Below are 18,610 nucleotides of genomic sequence, written 5' to 3'. Positions count from 1 at the left end.
ATCACGCCCAGCGAGGCGGACGGACGGTAGTTGCCCAGCAGCGTCAGCGCCAGCGTGCAGACGAAGAACAGCGTGGCCAGGATCGCCGTGGTGCGCGACAGGAAGTTGGCCGAGCCGGTGGCGCCGAACAGGCTGCCCGAGGCGCCCGAGCCGAACGCCGCGCCGACGTCGGCGCCCTTGCCGTGCTGCAGCAGCACCAGCCCGATCACGCCCAGTGCCGACAGCACCTGCGCGACCATCAATAGAGTTTTCAGAATTGCCATGGATTCGATTCGCTTGCCTGATTCAGACGGTCGGTGCGGCCGGCATCAGGCGTTGCCGATCGCGAGAAAATCTTCGGTTTTGAGCGAGGCGCCGCCGATCAGCCCGCCATCGATATCGGCCATCGAGAACAGCTCGGCCGCATTGTCCGGCTTGACGCTGCCACCGTACAGGATCGCCATGCGCTGCGCCACGCCGGCGTCGCGCGCGGCGACCTGGCTGCGCAGGAAGGCGTGCACGGCCTGGGCCTGCTCCTTGCTGGCGGTCTTGCCGGTGCCGATCGCCCAGACCGGCTCGTAGGCCAGCACCACGCGGCTCAGCTGCTCCACCGACAGCGCTTCCAGCACGGCCTGCAGTTGCCGGCCGACCACGGCTTCGGTCTCGCCCGCTTCGCGCTGCGCCAGCGTCTCGCCGACGCAGATCACCGGCACGATGCCGAATTCGAGGGCCCGCAGCGCCTTGGCGGCCACGGCGGCATCGCTCTCGCCATGGTAGGTGCGGCGCTCCGAATGGCCCACCAGCACGTAGCTGACGCCGAATTCGGCCAGCATCGATGCCGCCACCTCGCCGGTGAAGGCGCCGCGCGCCTCGGCCGACACGTCCTGCGCGCCCCAGGCGACCTGGCTGCCCGCCAGCAACGCCTGGCACTGTGCCAGGTAGGGGAACGGCGCGCACACCGCGAGGCTCGCGCCCGACGGGGCGCCGGCCTTGATACCGTTCAGCAGGGCCTCGTTGGCAGCCAGGCTGCCATGCATCTTCCAGTTGCCGATGACGAGCTTTTGTCTCACGAAAGCGCCTCTCAAAATCAAACCCGCAATTGTACCGCGCTGAGTACCCGGGCGCTACGACCGCGCGATACCCTGCGCCGTCGCGTCACACCGCCAGGCGCGATCGCGCTGAAGCCCGGCGGCGCGGCACGTCCCGCCAGCCTGACGCCGGGCAACGGCCGGCGCTCAAGGGGCCAGGCGTGCCGGTGCCTGGGCCGCGGCCCGCGCCTCCATCCGCTCCATCACCCTCTTCGACACGCGGTAGGAATGACAGGCCTCGACGCAGCAAATACAGGGAAAGAGGCAGCGCAGGCAACAGCATAGCCAGCCCCGCCACGTTCCCGCCCGCTCCAGCTCGGGCTGGACGAGCGCGGTCAACTCGTCGATATCCTGCTGCGTCAGCGCGCCGGGGTCCTCCGACGGCGACAGTTGCGGGCGAATGGTCTGGGGTGCGATTCGATTGGTCTGCATGGCGAGCTCCTTGGTAGTGATCGATGCCGGTATGGCCAAGGAAGTATTCGCCGCCAACTCGCCGGGACTGTCTCGTTGCCACCCCGATTTCAACTTCTGCCCCGCCGGGCGCGCATGCGACAGAAAGCGGCCAGCCATCGCCCGGCCGCTTTGGCCGTCAGCCTTGCCAAGTCAGCACGATCTTGCCGACGTGCTCGCTCGACTCCATCAGGCGATGGGCGTCGGCGGCCTGCGCGGCCGGGAAGACCTGGTGGATCACCGGCTTGATGCTGCCGTTGGCCAGCAGCGGCCACACATGCTCGTGCAGAGCCCGCGCGATCTCGCCCTTGAACGAGGCGGGGCGCGGCCGCAGCGTCGAGCCGGTCACGGTGATACGGCGGCGCAGGATGTCGCCGAGCGGAATCTCCGCCTTGGCGCCGCCGAGCAGCGCGATGATCACGATGCGGCCATCGTCGGCGATGCACGACAGCTCGCGCGCCAGATATGGGCCGGCCACCATGTCGAGGATCACGTCGACACCGCGGCCGCCGGTCAGCGACTTGACCTCGGCGGCGAAGTCCTGCGTCTTGTAGTTGATCGCCCGGTCGGCGCCGAGCTCCTCGCAGGCGCGGCACTTCTCGTCGCTGCCGGCGGTGACGAAGACCTTGTGACCCAGCGCCTTCGCGATCTGGATCGCGGTGGTACCGATACCGCTGGAGCCGCCCTGGATCAGCAGCGTTTCTTCCTTGCCGCGCGGGCCGCGGCCGAGATAGCCGCGGTCGAACACATTGCTCCACACCGTGAAGAAGGTCTCGGGCAAGGCCGCCGCCTCGATATCGCTCAAGCCCTGCGGTACCGGCAGGCACTGCGCCAGCGGCGCGGTGCACAGCTGCGCGTAGCCGCCGCCCTGCACCAGCGCGCAGACGCGGTCCCCGACCTTCAGGCCGAAGCGATTGTCGGGATGCGACAGGTCGCCGCCGACGACCTCGCCGGCCACCTCGAGTCCCGGCAGGTCGGACGCGCCCGGCGGCACCGGATAGTTGCCGGTGCGCTGGAACACGTCGGGCCGGTTGATGCCGGCCGCGGCGACGCGGATCAGGACTTCACCGGGGCCGGGCGCCGGATCGGGACGCTCGGTCAACTGCAACACGTCAGGGCCGCCGTATTCGCGGATCTCGATGGCTTGCATGCTGGCTCCTTGAAACTGGAAACCGCGCGTGGTGCGCGGCTGGGATGCGGAAAGGGGAAAAAAGAAAGCGCGACCTGGCGCGCTTGCCCTGAGGGACTGGCGGCAGTGTAAACAAAAAAACGGCCGGGCATCGCCCAGCCGTTTCTTGCACGCTGCCCGGCAAGCGGGCAGAAGTCATGCCGTCCCCGCGTACGCGGGGACGACGCGAGCGCGCTTACTGCTGCTCGCCGCCCGTCGGCTCGGCCGGCGCCGCCGGCGCTTCGGCGTTGGCCAGCGGAGCGATCGAACCGCCCTCCTCGGCCATCGCCGCCTTCAGCGACAGACGCAGGCGGCCCTTCTCGTCGGCCTGGATCAGCTTGACGCGGACCTGCTGGCCTTCCTTCAGCCAGTCCTTGATGTCCTTGACGCGCTCGTTGACGATCTCCGAGATATGCAGCAGACCGTCCTTGCCCGGCAGGATGTTGACGATGGCGCCAAAGTCCAGCAGCTTCAGCACGGTGCCGTTGTAGATCTTGCCCACTTCGGCTTCCGCGGTGATGCCCTCGATGCGGCGCTTGGCCTCGGCCATGCCCTCGGTCGAGGTCGACGCGATCGTGATCGTGCCGTCTTCCTGGATGTCGATGGTCGTGCCGGTTTCCTTGGTCAGCGCCTGGATCGTCGAGCCGCCCTTGCCGATCACCTCGCGGATCTTGTCCGGATGGATCTTCATCGTGATCATGCGCGGCGCGTGTTCCGACAGTTCGGTACGCGCATGGCCCATCGCCTCCTGCATCTTCGACAGGATATGCAGGCGGCCTTCCTTGGCCTGCGCCAGCGCGACCTGCATGATTTCCTTGGTGATGCCCTGGACCTTGATGTCCATCTGCAGCGCGGTGATGCCGTTGTCAGTACCCGCGACCTTGAAGTCCATGTCGCCGAGGTGGTCCTCGTCGCCCAGGATGTCGGTCAGCACGGCGAACTTGTTGCCTTCCAGGATCAGGCCCATGGCCACGCCGGCCACGTGCGCCTTGACCGGAACGCCGGCGTCCATCAGCGCCAGGCAGCCGCCGCAGACCGAAGCCATCGACGACGAGCCGTTCGACTCGGTGATTTCCGACACCAGGCGGATCGTGTAGGCGAACTCTTCCTCGGCCGGCAGCACCGGAATCAGCGCGCGCTTGGCCAGGCGGCCGTGGCCGATCTCGCGGCGCTTGGGCGAACCCACGCGGCCGGTCTCGCCGGTCGCGAACGGGGGCATGTTGTAGTGGAGCATGAAGCGATCGCGGTATTCGCCGGCCAGCGCGTCGATGATCTGCTCGTCGCTCTTGGTGCCCAGCGTGGCCACCACCAGCGCCTGCGTCTCGCCGCGGGTGAACAGCGCCGAGCCGTGCGCGCGCGGCAGCACCGACGAGCGGATCTCGATCGGGCGCACGGTGCGGGTGTCGCGGCCGTCGATGCGCGGCTCGCCGGCCAGCACCTGGCCACGGACGATCTTCGCTTCCAGATCGAACAGGATGTTGCCGACCTCGACCTTGTCGAACTCGACGCCGGCCTCGGCCAGACGGGCCTCGACCGCGGCGTAGGCTTCCTTGACCTTCTGCGAGCGGGCCGACTTCTGGCGGATCTGATAGGCCTCCTGCAGCAGCGGCGAGCCGACCTCGGCCACCTTGGCGATCAGCGCCTCGTTCTTCGGCGCCGGGGCCCAGTTCCACTCGGGCTTGCCGCCTTCGCGCACCAGCTCGTGGATCGCGTTGATCGCGACCTGCATCTGCTCGTGGCCGTAGACCACGGCGCCCAGCATCACCTCTTCGGACAGCTGGTTGGCTTCCGATTCGACCATCAGCACGGCACGCTCGGTGCCGGCGACCACCAGGTCCAGCTCGGAGCTGGCCAGCTGGCTGCGGGTCGGGTTCAGCAGGTACTGGCCGTTCTGGTAGCCGACGCGCGCGGCGCCGACCGGGCCGTTGAACGGAATGCCCGAGACCGCCAGCGCGGCCGAGGCACCGATCAGCGCCGGGATATCGGCCGGCACTTCGGGGTTCAGCGACACGACGTGGACGACCACCTGCACGTCGTTATAGAAGCCTTCCGGAAACAGCGGACGCAGCGGACGATCGATCAGGCGCGAGGTCAGCGTCTCGTTCTCCGACGGACGGCCTTCGCGCTTGAAGAAGCCGCCCGGGATCTTGCCGGCGGCATAGGTCTTCTCGATGTAGTCGACCGTCAGCGGGAAGAAATCCTGGCCCGGCTTGGGCTGCTTGGCGGCCACCACGGTGGCGAGCACCACGGTGTCCTCGACATCGACGAGCACCGCGCCGCCGGCCTGGCGGGCGATTTCGCCGGTTTCCATGCGGACCGTATGCTGGCCCCACTGGAATTGCTTGACGACCTTGTTGAACATGGACATGAGCGTTCCCCTTTGTGCTTGCACGGCGACGGGCCGGAAGCCCGCCGGCGTGCCGGCGCCCGCGTGATGCAGCCGCGGGCATTGCTGCCGGATCGCTGTCAGGCGCGGTCGCAGGGAAGTGCTATGCCATTCCAGCGCGTCACCGCGGTTGCCGCAGCGATCAAGGTCAAACGATCGCCGCCGATGTCCGATGAGGCGCTGGAATGACACAAAGCCCTGGTTCCTTGCCGGACTCCGGTGTCATGAATGAAAAGAACGATTCAACTTACTCCGTTGCACATCGTGGTGCAACGGCAACGGTGTCCGGCCTGGCCGGCCACCCGCGGCGCAATCGGATTGCCGGCATTCGCCGGCATGGCCAATCGGCCGCGCAAAAACAAAATGCCTGCATCAGCAGTGCTGACGCAGGCATCCTGGCGTCACGCCGGGGCGTACGGTGCGAGGACCGACATTGCCGACCATGCCGGCATCGGCATCGCCATCCTCATCCCTTCCCCGATCCGAGCAGCCTGGCGCAATTTACTTGCGCAGACCCAGCTTCTCGATCAGCGCGCGATAACGATCGGCGTCGTTCGACTTCAGGTAGTCCAGCAGGCGGCGACGACGGCTCACCATGCGCAGCAGGCCGCGGCGGCTGTGGTGATCCTTCATGTTGGCCTTGAAGTGCGGGGTCAGTTCGTTGATGCGCGAGGTCAGCAGAGCGACCTGGACTTCGGGGCTGCCGGTGTCGTTGGCGCCACGGGCGAACTGCTTGATGACTTCGGACTTGTTGATATCGGCTACGGACATGATGTTTCCTTTCACTTGCGAACGTTGCAGCGCCAGGGCCGCGAACGTCGTGCGGGAGAAAAATGCGGCTTGCGCCGCACACTGCCTTGCCGCCGGGCGCGCCCGCGTTACCGCGAGTGCCGCCTGAACGACAGCCGCGCATTATAGCGCAACTGGAGTTGCCGGGCAAAAGCGGCCGGGCGCCGCCTTGCCGGGGCTAGGGACGCTCCATCTTGCAGGTCGTGGCCCGCGTGGTCTGGGCCGACTTCAGCCGCTTGACCGTGCGGAAGCCGTATCCGGAGCCCTCGTTGTCGAAGCGCACTTCGCCGCCCTGCCGCTCCATCATCGACACATAGAGCGGCTGCAGCACCTGGTGGTCATCCGCGCGCACGGTGGCGTCGTGGAAGTCGTTGACGTAACGCATGCCCTCCAGCGCCCGCGCGACCTTGACCGCATCGGTGGAACCGGCCTGCTCGATCGCCCTCGCCAGCATCTCGATCATCATCTGCATGCGCAGATGCACGTAGTCGTCCTTCGGCTCGGGATAGCGGTTGCGGAAGGCCTGGTAGAAGGCATCGGAGGCGGCGCCACCGACGTTCGGGTGCCATTCGGCCACCGCCAGCACGCGGCCCACGCCGGCATCGCCCATCGCGGCCGGGGCGCCGAGGCCATTGCCGTAGAAGGTATAGAACTTGGCGCCCAGGCCGCCCTCGCGCGCCGCCTTGACCATCAGCGTCAGGTCGTTGCCCCAGTTGCCGGTGATCACCGCGTCCGCGCCGCTGGCCTTGATCTTCGCGATATACGGCGCGAAGTCCTTGATCTTGCCGATCGGGTGGAATTCGTCGCCGACGATCTTCACGTCGGGCCGCTTGGCCGCCAGCATGTCGCGCGCGAGCCGCGAGACCTGATGGCCGAAGCTGTAGTCCTGCGCGATCAGGTAGACGCGGCGCACGCTCGCGTCGGCGCGAATCACCTCGGTCAGCGCCTCCATCCGCATGTCGGCGCCGGCGTCGAAGCGGAAATGCCAGAAGCTGCAGTTCTCGTTGGTCAGCGCCGGATCGACCGCGGAATAGTTCAGGAACAGCACGCGCGCCTCGGGCTGGCGCGCGTTGTGCCGGTTCACCGCGCCGACCAGCGCCGCGGCGACCGCCGAGCTGTTCCCCTGCAGCACGAACGGGATGCGCCGGTCCACCAGCGCTCGGAACTGGATCAGGCTCTCGTCGACATTGCCCTTGCTGTCGAAGGTGACCAGCTCCAGCGGGCGCTGCCCTTCGGCGGTGCGGACGCCGCCGCGCGCGTTGACCCGGTCGATCGCGAGCCGCAGGTTGCGCACCACCGCTTCGCCGGCATTGGCGAACGGACCCGACAGTCCGTCGATCATGCCGAGCCGGATCGGCTCCTGCGCCGACGCAACGCCCGCCGCGAGGGCCAACAGGCAAGCCCCCAGCCACCCCTTCACAACCATCGATCGATCTCCGCGAAAGCGCTGCATGGTAAGCCAGCGCTCACCGCCTTGCAATCGCGCAGGCGGTGCGATGCGGCGCCTGCGGCGCTACACTGCGGCTATTCCGTGGCAATGAAGGACCGAGGATCGCAATGAAAGCACTGAAGAGCATTGGCCGCTGGTTGGCGCTCGGCACCGCGGGCGTGCTGTTGACGGCCTGTGTCATCCTGCAGCCGGTACAGGAGGCGCAGAAGCTGATCGGCGCGCCGGAAAGCACGGTGCGCGCGACCTTCGGCGAGCCGACCGACATCTTCCGGCTCGACGACGGCACCGTGCGCTGGATCTATTCGAAGCAGCCACTGGGGCGTCAGGCCTATGCGGCCGACTTCGATACCAGCGGCAAGCTGACGCGCTTCCGCCAGATGTTGACCACCACCGAGCTGTACAAGGCGCGGATCGGCACCTGGACCAAGCGCGACGTCGCCGAACATTTCGGCCTGCCGCGCGAGCCGACGCAGTACTTCCCGCTGATGCGCCGCGATGTCTGGTCGTACCGCTTCCTGCACGAAGAAAACTGGCCGTCGCTGTTCCACTTCTATTTCGACGATGCCGGCGTGCTGCGGCAGACCCAGATCACGCCCGACCCGCTGGCCGATCCGCGGGAAACGATCCGCTAGGCATCGCGCCCCTTAATGCCGCCCATGCCGCCCATGCCGCCCTGGCGACGTGGGCAGTGACGTCAGCCGGCTGCGCGAGCACCCCGGCATGCCCCTGGCCGGCTCCAGTTCCATCGCACTGTCCTGGATTGCCGGCGGCTCGCCACCGTGCTCGCGCACGATGTCGAGCACCCAGGCATCGGCCCGCCGGGCCTTGACCCTGGCCTGCGCGCAATCCCATATCGTCTGTCCGGCCCGGTTGCGTCGCTCGGCAAAACGCGGGCCCGCGCCTCCTGCATTGTCCGAGTCCGTCTTTGCCGCCTGCCGCAGGAAGCGCAGCACCGATGCCTTGTCGCCATGGAGTACGGCAAGGTGGACCGGGGTATTGCCGTCGTAGTCCGAGGCGAAGATGCGCGGGGTGGTCTCTCCCCCTTCTGCCGCCCCCGGTCGCGCGTTGGCGACACCGGCCCCGCGGCATTCGAGCGCCTCGATCGCGATCTTCATGAACAGCGAATCGAGCACCGGGCCGGTGGCAAGCCCCGGGTCGCACGCGACATGGTGCAGCACGGTTCTGGCGTCATTGTCGAAGCGCTCCAACGCCTTTTCGTCGTATCGCAGGAATTGCATGACGCCCTCGGGCGTGGCAATCCGGCCGCGAAAGTTGTCCTGAACGTCGGCCGGATTCTGCCGGTCGAGCCCGCGCATCAGGTTCGAGCGGCCGCCCTCGATCGATTCGCGCCGCGCCTTGACCTGATCCGCCGGCAGCAGGCAGCGGAGCTCCTGCAGCAACTGCCGTTCGTCCCGCCACTCCCGTCGCCCCTGGCGCCCCAGACAGCGAAGCCAGTTCCACAGGGCCTTCAACGCGGGCCAGCGCGACTCGCTGACCGTCGTCCACGCCGCCTTGCCGTGCCGATCCACGACGACGGTGAAGCGCCTGGAGCAGGCGCGCCCACGCGCTTGCAGCAGGCCACCCGCGGCGACGTGTTCCAGCGCCGCATTCCGGCCGACGGTGTGATACGGATGCAAACGGTCCAGATCGACAGCGCTGACCAGGCCCACGCGCAATTGCCCCGCCAGGCTGTCGGTCAGCACCTTTTCTTCGCGACGATTTCGTCGCGGCGTGGAACGCTGATTGGAAAGACACTGCAGACGGGGGGCGGCGTACTGCCTGTCCCAGTTGAAGCGATAACAGCGATCGCCAATGATCAATGGAGCGCCCAGAGCGATGCGCTGCTTGTCGGTTTCCCCCAGGGTCTTGACCCGTTCTACATCCAACACCGTGCACGGCATGGCGAATTCACTGACTGCCAACGACATCGACATTCCTCAACGAAGGGGTCCCAAGCCAGCCACCAAACCGCCAAACCCATGTCCATGCGTCTGGGGCAAATCGTGGTCGCGATGATCGTCGAGTCCTTGCCGGCCTGCTTCCAGCTTTAATGGCCACATTGCGTTTTGCGGCATGTCAGGCGGCCAGGCCACTGCCAGGCGCCAACAAAAAGCGCCGGTGGTCCGTGAGTCGAATCTCACGAACCACCGGCGCTGTGCTTGCGTCGGCTGGCTGCATCCGCCGGCGAGATCGACCGGCGGGTCCTTCTGCCCCGGCGCGATCAGATCTGCGGATTGATCTTCTGCACCGCCTTGTCGTGCAGCTTGTTCAGCGCGGCCAGATAGGCCTTGGCCGAGGCCGCGACGATGTCCGGGTCGGTGCCGACGCCGTTGACGATGCGGCCGGCCTTGGACAGCCGCACCGTGACCTCGCCCTGCGCCTGCGTGCCGGTGGTGATCGCGTTGACCGAATACAGCACCAGCTCGGCGCCGCTGTTCACCTTGCCCTCGATCGCGTGCAGCGTGGCATCGACCGGGCCGTTGCCCTCGCCTTCGCCGGTGTACTCCTGGCCGTCCATGTTGAACACCACGCGTGCATGCGGCCGCTCGCCGGTTTCCGAGCGTTGCGACAGCGAGATGAAGCGATAGTGTTCGTTGGCGTCGTGGGCCTCGTCCGAGACGATGGCCATGATGTCCTCGTCGAAGATCTCGGCCTTCTGGTCGGCCAGCTCCTTGAAGCGCGCGAAGGCGGCATTGACCTCGCTCTCGCTGTCGAGCTCGATGCCCAGTTCCTGCAGGCGCTGCTTGAACGCGTTGCGGCCCGACAGCTTGCCGAGCACGATCTTGTTCGCAGTCCAGCCCACGTCTTCGGCGCGCATGATCTCGTAGGTGTCGCGCGCCTTCAGCACGCCATCCTGGTGGATGCCCGAGGCGTGCGCGAACGCGTTGGCGCCGACCACGGCCTTGTTCGGCTGCACCACGAAGCCGGTGATCTGCGAGACCAGCTTCGAGGCCGGCACGATCTGCGTGGTATCGACGCCCACATCGAGATTGAAGTAATCGCGCCGCGTCTTGACCGCCATCACCACCTCTTCGAGGCTGGTGTTGCCGGCGCGCTCGCCCAGGCCGTTGATCGTGCATTCGATCTGGCGCGCGCCGCCGAGCTTGACCGCGGCCAGCGAGTTCGCCACCGCCATGCCCAGGTCGTTATGGCAGTGCACCGACCACACCGCCTTGTCCGAATTCGGAATGCGCTCGCGCACCGAGCGGATCAACGCGGCATAGCCTTCGGGCACCGCATAGCCGACCGTGTCGGGCAGGTTGATCGTGGTCGCGCCCTCGTCGATCACGGCCTCCAGCACGCGGCACAGGAAGTCCATGTCGGAGCGGCTGCCGTCTTCCGGCGAGAACTCGATGTCGTCGGTGAACTGGCGCGCGAAACGCACCGCCAGGCGCGCCTGCTCGTAGACCTGGTCCGGCGTCATGCGCAGCTTCTTTTCCATATGCAGCGCCGAGGTGGCGATGAAGGTATGGATGCGGAAGGAGTTGGCGGGCTTGAGCGCCTCGGCGGCGCGGGCGATGTCCTTGTCGTTGGCGCGGGCCAGCGAGCAGATGGTCGAGTCCTTGACGGTCTGGGCGATCGCGCGGATCGCCTCGAAGTCGCCGTTCGAGCTGGCGGCGAAGCCGGCCTCGATCACATCGACCTTCAGGCGCTCGAGCTGGCGCGCGATGCGGATCTTTTCCTCGCGCGTCATCGAGGCGCCGGGCGACTGCTCGCCGTCGCGCAACGTGGTATCGAAAATGATCAGTTTGTCCGACATGGAAAACGCTCCTGGGGGATAAGTGCTCGAACGGGTTTCGGCGGTTTCGGTTTCTGTTCCGGTGCCCCGCTGCCTGCCGGTCGCATCGTCGCCGATCGCTGCGGCACAATGCAAAACGCCCCGGCGTGCAGGGATGCAGGCCGGGGCGTGGATAAAATCCTGTGCGACTTCGCGTGAGGCTATCGCTTCCTCAGCGCGCGCGTGTCCCGACCTGGCTGCCTAGTAGGCTACCTAGCAGGGTACGGGCGAGACGGGCTTGGCGCGAAATCATGGCAGCGAATATAGCCGAGATGGCAACGGCGCGCAACACGGGGATTTCCCCCAAGCGGCCGCGCGCCGCTCTGCCCCGCGCAACGGGGGGCCTCTGCAGGGCCTCAGGCCTGGGGCGGGATACGCAGCTTCTGGCCCGGATAGATCTTGTCCGGGTGCGACAGCATCGGCCGGTTGGCCTCGAAGATCGCGTTGTAGGCGTTGGCCTTGCCGTAGTACTTCTGCGCGATCGCCGACAGCGTGTCGCCCTTGGCCACGGTGTGCCATTGCGCCGATTCCGACTCGACGTTGACCGACATCTTGTCCTCGACCTGCTCGACGCCTTCGACGTTGCCGCAGCACAGGATGATCTTCTCGCGCGTGGCCTGGTCCGGCGCGACGCCGAACACCGTGACCTTGCCCTGGGCGCCGTCGACCTGCACCGACAGCCCGGTCGCATCGAGACCCATCTTGCGGATGTAGTTTTCGATCGCTTCGCCGGCGGTGCGGTTGGCCGCCTCGGCCTGCTGCGCGGCATCGGCGGGCGCGGCCTGGGCCGGCTCGGCGGCCTTGGCTTCGCGGCCGAACAGCTTCTCGCCTGCTTCCTTGATGAAATCCAGCACGCTCATGGGATTCTCCTTGTGTCAGTGGCAAGTCGGTAGCCGATCGCGGCTACGCGGCGGGCCGCCATGCCTTCGCGGCATGACGCCTCGGCAACATACCGCGAATTGGACGGACATCACAAGCGGGGAATCGCAAGCAAACGCAAAAACAAAAAAGGCGCCGATGCGCCTTTCCCGTTCATCAAATCGACATCCGCGGCTGCTCCGCGCGGCCCGGCGTCAGTCCGGGCCGCGCGCCTGAGAGCGCGCCACGCCGCCCTGCTCGCCATGCATCGCGCGCCAGCCCCACAGCACGTAGCCGGAAATCGCATAGCCGACGAACAGCCCGAACAGCGCCACCGGCGGATCGCTGGACACCACCACGAACAGCACCATCACCAGGATCATCACGCCGAAGGAGACGCGATGGCGCACGTCGAGCGCCTTGCCGCTGTAGAACGGCGCATTGGTGACCATCGACAGCCCGGCATACAGCGTGATCGCGAACGCCACCCACGGCATCCACAGTTCGCGCACCGGCAGCTTGTTGTCGATCGCGAGCCAGACGAAGCCGGCTACCAGCGCCGCCGCGGCCGGGCTCGGCAGGCCCTGGAAGAAGCGCTTGTCGATCACGCCGATATTGGCGTTGAAGCGCGCCAGCCGCAGTGCCGCACAGGTGCAATAGACGAAGGCCGCGATCCAGCCCCATTTGCCCAGGTCCTTCAGGATCCATTCGTACATCACCAGCGCGGGCGCGACGCCGAACGACGTCATGTCCGACAGCGAGTCGTACTGCTCGCCGAACGCGCTCTGCGTATTGGTGATGCGGGCCACGCGGCCGTCCATGCCGTCGAGTACCATCGCCGCGAAGATGGCAATGGCCGCGACATCGAAACGCATGTTCATCGCCTGCACGATGGCAAAGAAGCCGGCGAACAGCGCGGCCGTGGTGAAGGCGTTCGGCAGCAGGTAGATGCCGCGGCGGCGCGGCCGCACGTATTCGACCTCGAGCTCGTCGTCGTCCGCCGGATCGATTTCCGCGCCTCGCATCTGGTTATGCCGGAACGGCCGCAGATGGGTCACGTTGCCGCCGACCACGCGCTTGTTGCGCCGATTGAATGCACCCATGCCGAATCTCCTCGATCGCTCGTGGCTCAATCCAGCTCGGCGAGGATCGTCGACGAAGCCGAAACCTTCTCGCCGATCGTCACGCGCGGCCGGGCGTCGAGCGGCAGATAGACGTCGACGCGCGAGCCGAAGCGGATGAAGCCGTAGCGCTGGCCGCGCGCCACCGTGTCGCCGACGCGCGTGTAGCACAGGATGCGCCGCGCGATCAGGCCGGCGACCTGCACCAGCGTGACGACCTTGTCGTCGCCGGCGCGGCGGATCACCACCGCATTGCGCTCGTTCTCGGTCGAGGCCTTGTCCAGGTCGGCGTTGACGAACTGGCCGGGGAAATAGTCGATCTTCTCGACGGTGCCGTCGACCGACACGCGGTTCGAATGGACGTTGAACACGTTCATGAACACGCTGATCTTCAGCGCCTCGCGGCCGGCGTAGGGATCCTGGGTCTTCTCGACCGCGACGATGCGTCCGTCGGCCGGCGCCAGCACCGCATTGGGCTGGGTCGGAATCGGCCGCGGCGGATCGCGGAAAAACTGCAGCACGAACACCGTGATGATCCAGAGCGGCAGCGCCCACCAGAATCCCGCGCTGGCATGCACCAGCAGCGAGATGACAAAAGCGCCGGCCAGGAACGGCCAGCCTTCACGGGCGATCAGCGGATGGGGATAGTTCATGCAGGTGGGAAAGAGGTCTATGGAGGTCAGTCAAGTCTGACAAGGATAACAAAAAGCCGCCCAGCCCTCCCCCGTTTTCCCTCGGCGGACCATGGTCTGGCCATGGCGACCGCCTCCGGTCGGGACGGAAGGCTGGACGGCTGCAACGCGCAGGACCGCGCCGCCCGGCAAACCCGGCGGCGCGGCGTCCGGCACGCTTAGTTCTTCGACTGGTCGACCAGCTTGTTCTTGGCGATCCAGGGCATCATCGCGCGCAGCTTGGCACCCACTTCCTCGATCTGGTGCTCGGCGGTCAGGCGGCGGCGCGAGATCAGCGTCGGCGCGCCAGCCTTGTTCTCGAGCAGGAAGCTCTTGGCGTATTCGCCGGTCTGGATGTCCTTCAGGCACTGCTTCATGGCCTTCTTGGTCTCCTCGGTGACCACGCGCGGGCCGGTCACGTACTCGCCGTACTCGGCGTTGTTGGAGATCGAGTAGTTCATGTTGGCGATGCCGCCTTCATAGATCAGGTCGACGATCAGCTTGAGCTCGTGCAGGCACTCGAAGTAGGCCATTTCCGGCGCGTAACCGGCTTCGACCAGCGTCTCGAAGCCGGCCTTGATCAGCTCGACGGTACCGCCGCACAGCACGGCCTGCTCGCCGAACAGGTCGGTCTCGGTCTCTTCGCGGAAGTTGGTCTCGATGATGCCGGCACGGCCGCCGCCGTTGGCGGTGGCGTACGACAGCGCGATGTCGCGGGCGGCGCCCGACTTGTTCTGGTGCACCGCGATCAGGTGCGGCACGCCGCCGCCCTGGCTGTAGGTCGAACGCACGGTGTGGCCCGGGGCCTTCGGCGCGATCATGATCACGTCGAGGTCGGCGCGCGGGATCACCGCGCCGTAGTGCACGTTGAAGCCGTGGGCGAAGGCCAGCGCGGCGCCTTCCTTGATGTTGTCGTGCACTTCGTTCTTGTACACGTCGGCGATCTGCTCGTCCGGCAGCAGGATCATGACCACGTCGGCGTCCTTGACGGCCTCGGCCACTTCCTTGACCTGCAGGCCGGCGTTGACGGCCTTGTTCCACGACGCGCCGTTCTTGCGCAGGCCGACCGTCACCTTGACGCCCGAGTCGTTCAGGTTCAGCGCGTGGGCGTGACCCTGGGAGCCGTAGCCGATGATGGTGACGTTCTTGCCCTTGATCAGGGACAGGTCGGCGTCCTTGTCGTAAAACACTTTCATGATGATTCCTTCGCTCTTTTTCCGATGTTGGGAGTCGACGACGCGCCGCGCATGGGGTTGGCGCCGGCGCGCCGCCGTCGATACTGCAATGGGGTGTGGTGGGGTTGCCGCGCGAGAGACCGGCGTCAGACCTTCAGGATGCGCTCGCCCCGGCCGATTCCCGAGCCGCCGGTACGGACGGTCTCCAGGATCGCGCTGCGGTCGATCGCATCGAGGAAGGCATCGAGCTTGCTGCCGTTGCCGGTCAGCTCGATCGTGTAGGTCTTCTCGGTGACGTCGATGACCCGGCCGCGGAAGATGTCCGCGGTGCGTTTCATCTCCTCGCGCTCCTTGCCGACGGCGCGCACCTTGACGAGCATCAGCTCGCGCTCGATGTGCGCGCCCTCGGTCAGGTCGACCACCTTGACCACCTCGACCAGCCGGTTCAGATGCTTGGTGATCTGTTCGATCACGTCATCCGAGCCGGTCGTCACGATCGTCATCCGCGACAGCGAGGCGTCCTCGGTGGGCGCCACGGTCAGCGTCTCGATGTTGTAGCCGCGCGCCGAGAACAGCCCGACCACGCGCGACAGCGCGCCCGGTTCGTTCTCCAGCAGGACCGAAATGATGTGTCGCATCACAGGTCCTCCGCGCCGAGCAGCATTTCCGAAATGCCCTTGCCCGCCTGCACCATCGGCCAGACGTTTTCCGTCGGGTCGGTCTGGAAATCCAGGAACACGGTGCGGTCCTTCAGGCGGAAGGCCTCGCGCAGCGCCGGCTCGACGTCGGCGGTCTTTTCGATGCGCATGCCGACGTGGCCATAGGCCTCGGCCAGCTTGACGAAGTCGGGCAGCGCGTCCATGTAGGAATGCGAGTAGCGGTTGTCGTACTCGATCTCCTGCCACTGGCGCACCATGCCCAGGTAGCGGTTGTTCAGCGCGCAGATCTTGACCGGGGTGTCGTACTGCAGGCAGGTCGACAGTTCCTGGATACACATCTGGATCGAGCCCTCGCCGGTCACGGTGACGACTTCCTTGTCCGGGAACGCCTTCTTGATGCCCATCGCGTACGGCAGGCCCACGCCCATCGTGCCGAGGCCGCCGGAGTTGATCCAGCGGCGCGGCTGGTCGAACTTGTAGAACTGCGCGGCCCACATCTGGTGCTGGCCGACGTCCGAGCAGACGAAGGCATCGCCCTTGGTCAGTTCCCAGATCTTCTCGATCACGTACTGCGGCTTGATGATCTCGGAATCGCGGTCGTACTTCAGGCAGTCCACCGAGCGCCATTGCTCGATCTGCTCCCACCAGCGCGACAGCGCCTCGCGGCGCGGCTTGACGTCACTGGCCTGCAGTTGCGCGATCAGCTCCTGCAGCACGTCCTTGACGTTGCCGACGATCGGGATGTCCACCTTGACCCGCTTCGAGATCGACGAGGGGTCGATGTCGATATGGATGATCTTGCGCGGCTGCGAGGTGAAGTGCGCCGGGTTGCCGATCACGCGGTCGTCGAAGCGCGCCCCGATGGCGATCAGCACGTCGCAGTTCTGCATCGCCATGTTGGCTTCGTAGGTGCCGTGCATGCCGAGCATGCCGACGAACTGCTTGCTGGTGCCGGGGAACGCGCCCAGGCCCATCAGCGTGTTGGTGACCGGATGGCCGGTCAGCGCGGCCAGCTGGCGCAGTTCGTCGCTGGCATTGGCGAGCACCACGCCGCCGCCCGAATAGATCAGCGGCCGCTCGGCGCTCTGCAGCAGCGCCAATGCCTTGCGGATCTGGCCCGAATGCCCCTTGTTGACGGGGTTGTACGAGCGCATGTCGATCGCTTTCGGGTACTCGTAGCGGCAGGCATTGCGCGACACGTCCTTCGGGATGTCGACCACCACCGGACCGGGGCGGCCGGTCGCGGCGATATAGAAGGCCTTCTTGATGGTCGCCGCCAGATCGCGCACGTCCTTGACCAGGAAGTTGTGCTTGACCACCGGCCGCGTGATGCCGACCGTGTCGCACTCCTGGAAGGCATCCTGGCCGATCGCGTGGGTCGGCACGTTGCCGGTGATCACGACCATCGGAATCGAGTCCAGATAGGCGGTGGCGATGCCGGTGACGGCATTGGTCACGCCGGGACCCGAGGTCACCAGCGCGCAGCCCACCTTGCCGGTCGCGCGCGCATAGCCGTCCGCGGCGTGGACCGCGGCCTGCTCGTGGCGCACCAGGATGTGCTCGATTTTCTTTTGCTTGTACAGCTCGTCGTAGATATACAGCACTGCGCCGCCGGGATAACCCCAGACGTATTCGACGCCTTCTTCGGCAAGTGCGTGGACGAGGATTTCCGCCCCGATCATTTCGGGTGCGGCGGATGAATTGCTGTCGGCGTGGGAGAATTCCGCGCTGGGCATGTTCATGTCAGTCCTTTGCAATTTTCGGCAAAAAATTGTTTGGATGCTCTCTGCCGGGCTTGTGGCACGGGTTCAAGCGGTGCGCGTCTGCATGGGAGACCGCCTCATAAGCGGCCAGATGAGACAACCACTGATGTCGTGAACCGTCGATGATACTGCATCGCACCAGCGCGGTCTATGACCTCGTATCGTGTCGCCGGGGCGACACGGCCGCCCCGTTATTTGCTAGCATCGCCGCATTTTGCTGATTTCCGGGCTGCCGGCCGCCCCGCCCTCGTGCGGCATTGGCCGGCCGCTCTTGCCCGCCGCATGGCAACCGAACAGGAACTATCCGATTTTCTCGCCAGCGCCGAACGCCGCGCCTTCAAGCACGCGGTATTCGCGGTACGGGACGAACAGGCCGCCCTGGACATCGTCCAGGACGCCATGATCAAGCTGGCCGAAAAATACGGCGACCGCGGCCCCGCCGAGTTGCCGCCGCTGTTCCAGCGCATCCTGCAGAACACCATCCACGACTGGTTTCGCCGCCAGAAGGTGCGCAATACCTGGGTCACGCTGTTCTCGAACCTGCGCGACGAGCGCGATGGCGAGGACGCCGACCTGCTGGAGGCGCTGGAGAGCGAGCCGGGATCGCAGGCCGCCGAGAGCAGCGCCGACCGGTTCGAGCGCGTGCAGACCATGCGCATCATCGAGGAAGAAGTCCAGCGCCTGCCCACCCGTCAACGCGAGGCCTTCCTGCTGCGTTACTGGGAGGATATGGACGTCGCGGAAACGGCCGCTGCCATGGGATGTTCCGAAGGCAGCGTCAAGACCCACTGTTCGCGCGCCACGCATGCCCTGGCGCAGGCGCTGCGCGCCCGGGGACTCCGACTATGAACAGCAGAAACGCATCCGAGATCGAGCAACGCCGCCTGGCCCGGCAGATCACCGCCATGCTGGACGCTTCCGCCAACCAGGTGCCGGACGATATCGCCGCGCGCCTGGCCGCCGCACGGCGCGTGGCGCTGTCGCGCCGCCGCGTGGAAGCGCCTCAAACATCACCTCGACTGGCAACGGCCGGACCGCCGCTGCACGGCGGCGCGCACCGGTCGATGCGGCCGCTCGGCGATTGGGTGCGCCGGCTCGGCCTGGTATGGACGGTGGTCGCGCTGGCCGGCGGACTGGCCGGCATCTACCAATGGCAGCAGCAGCAACGGATCGAGGAACTGGCCGATGTCGACGCCGCGATGCTGCTCGACGAACTGCCTCCGGCCGCCTACGCGGACGAGGGCTTCCATGTCTTTCTCAAGCATGGCGAGTAAG

General features: G+C 66.4%; 18 protein-coding genes. 3 read left to right on the top strand and 15 right to left on the bottom strand.

Translation table 11 applies throughout. From position 1 onward, the window contains the following. The 7 genes from secG to B551_RS22430 all read right to left on the bottom strand — a co-directional run. The coding region (gene secG / locus B551_RS22460; protein ID WP_043442212.1) for a preprotein translocase subunit SecG at nucleotides 1-263 on the bottom strand (263 nt) is incomplete at its 3' end. A gap of 45 nt (nucleotides 264-308) precedes the next feature. Next, nucleotides 309-1,049: a triose-phosphate isomerase gene (gene tpiA, locus B551_RS22455; protein ID WP_006577039.1), complete on the bottom strand. Its 741-nt coding sequence runs from the start codon at nucleotides 1,047-1,049 to the stop codon at nucleotides 309-311. A 165-nt stretch (nucleotides 1,050-1,214) separates the two neighbouring features. Further along, nucleotides 1,215-1,499, bottom strand: coding sequence for a hypothetical protein (locus B551_RS22450; RefSeq protein ID WP_006577038.1), 285 nt, complete (start codon nucleotides 1,497-1,499; stop codon nucleotides 1,215-1,217). 157 nt (nucleotides 1,500-1,656) lie between these two features. After that, entirely contained in the window at nucleotides 1,657-2,667 is a 1,011-nt protein-coding gene (locus B551_RS22445) for an NAD(P)H-quinone oxidoreductase (protein ID WP_006577037.1), read from the bottom strand. A gap of 214 nt (nucleotides 2,668-2,881) precedes the next feature. After that, the gene (gene pnp / locus B551_RS22440; RefSeq protein WP_006577036.1) at nucleotides 2,882-5,053 is read right to left on the bottom strand and encodes a polyribonucleotide nucleotidyltransferase; all 2,172 of its coding nucleotides are present in this window, start codon (nucleotides 5,051-5,053) and stop codon (nucleotides 2,882-2,884) included. Between the two features lie 519 nt (nucleotides 5,054-5,572). Continuing rightward, nucleotides 5,573-5,842, bottom strand: coding sequence for a 30S ribosomal protein S15 (gene rpsO, locus B551_RS22435; protein WP_006577035.1), 270 nt, complete (start codon nucleotides 5,840-5,842; stop codon nucleotides 5,573-5,575). 196 nt (nucleotides 5,843-6,038) lie between these two features. After that, complete coding sequence (locus B551_RS22430; RefSeq protein WP_043442207.1) at nucleotides 6,039-7,286, bottom strand: branched-chain amino acid ABC transporter substrate-binding protein; 1,248 nt, start codon at nucleotides 7,284-7,286, stop codon at nucleotides 6,039-6,041. Between the two features lie 131 nt (nucleotides 7,287-7,417). Here B551_RS22430 and B551_RS22425 point away from each other — a divergent pair, with 131 nt between their 5' ends. Then, nucleotides 7,418-7,942, top strand: a complete 525-nt coding sequence (locus B551_RS22425) for a hypothetical protein (RefSeq protein ID WP_006577034.1) — start codon at nucleotides 7,418-7,420, stop codon at nucleotides 7,940-7,942. A 12-nt stretch (nucleotides 7,943-7,954) separates the two neighbouring features. Here the strand turns inward: B551_RS22425 and B551_RS22420 are convergent, their stop codons facing one another. The 8 genes from B551_RS22420 to B551_RS22380 form a co-directional block, all read right to left on the bottom strand. Continuing rightward, on the bottom strand, nucleotides 7,955-9,238 hold the full coding sequence (locus B551_RS22420; protein ID WP_157072082.1) for a hypothetical protein: 1,284 nt from the start codon (nucleotides 9,236-9,238) through the stop codon (nucleotides 7,955-7,957). 293 nt (nucleotides 9,239-9,531) lie between these two features. Next, complete coding sequence (locus tag B551_RS22410; protein ID WP_006577032.1) at nucleotides 9,532-11,070, bottom strand: 2-isopropylmalate synthase; 1,539 nt, start codon at nucleotides 11,068-11,070, stop codon at nucleotides 9,532-9,534. Between the two features lie 374 nt (nucleotides 11,071-11,444). Continuing rightward, nucleotides 11,445-11,948 carry a peptidoglycan-binding protein LysM gene (gene lysM, locus B551_RS22405; protein WP_006577031.1) on the bottom strand — a complete coding sequence of 168 codons (504 nt, stop codon included), beginning with the start codon at nucleotides 11,946-11,948 and terminating at the stop codon, nucleotides 11,445-11,447. A 213-nt stretch (nucleotides 11,949-12,161) separates the two neighbouring features. Beyond that, nucleotides 12,162-13,049, bottom strand: a complete 888-nt coding sequence (pssA, locus tag B551_RS22400; protein ID WP_006577030.1) for a CDP-diacylglycerol--serine O-phosphatidyltransferase — start codon at nucleotides 13,047-13,049, stop codon at nucleotides 12,162-12,164. Between the two features lie 26 nt (nucleotides 13,050-13,075). Continuing rightward, nucleotides 13,076-13,720, bottom strand: coding sequence for a phosphatidylserine decarboxylase (locus B551_RS22395; protein WP_006577029.1), 645 nt, complete (start codon nucleotides 13,718-13,720; stop codon nucleotides 13,076-13,078). 197 nt (nucleotides 13,721-13,917) lie between these two features. After that, nucleotides 13,918-15,024 (bottom strand): ketol-acid reductoisomerase, encoded by a 1,107-nt coding sequence (gene ilvC, locus B551_RS22390; RefSeq protein WP_256364487.1) that lies wholly within the window; start codon nucleotides 15,022-15,024, stop codon nucleotides 13,918-13,920. Nucleotides 15,025-15,059: 35 nt separating this feature from the next. Continuing rightward, nucleotides 15,060-15,551, bottom strand: coding sequence for an acetolactate synthase small subunit (gene ilvN, locus B551_RS22385; protein ID WP_006577027.1), 492 nt, complete (start codon nucleotides 15,549-15,551; stop codon nucleotides 15,060-15,062). Continuing rightward, entirely contained in the window at nucleotides 15,551-17,314 is a 1,764-nt protein-coding gene (locus tag B551_RS22380) for an acetolactate synthase 3 catalytic subunit (RefSeq protein ID WP_006577026.1), read from the bottom strand. Before B551_RS22380 ends, ilvN begins: the two co-directional genes overlap by 1 nt. 303 nt (nucleotides 17,315-17,617) lie before the next feature. Between B551_RS22380 and B551_RS22375 the strand changes: the two genes are divergently transcribed. Both B551_RS22375 and B551_RS22370 read left to right on the top strand, forming a co-directional pair. After that, the gene (locus B551_RS22375; protein ID WP_006577025.1) at nucleotides 17,618-18,184 is read left to right on the top strand and encodes an RNA polymerase sigma factor; all 567 of its coding nucleotides are present in this window, start codon (nucleotides 17,618-17,620) and stop codon (nucleotides 18,182-18,184) included. Next, on the top strand, nucleotides 18,181-18,609 hold the full coding sequence (locus B551_RS22370; protein ID WP_006577024.1) for a DUF3619 family protein: 429 nt from the start codon (nucleotides 18,181-18,183) through the stop codon (nucleotides 18,607-18,609). Before B551_RS22375 ends, B551_RS22370 begins: the two co-directional genes overlap by 4 nt. The last annotated feature ends 1 nt before the right edge of the window (nucleotide 18,610 follow it).

The sequence above is a fragment of the Cupriavidus sp. HPC(L) genome (assembly GCF_000307735.3).
GTDB lineage: Bacteria > Pseudomonadota > Gammaproteobacteria > Burkholderiales > Burkholderiaceae > Cupriavidus.
Note: the sequence above shows the minus strand (reverse complement) of the source record. Positions and strands in the feature narration are given on the sequence as shown.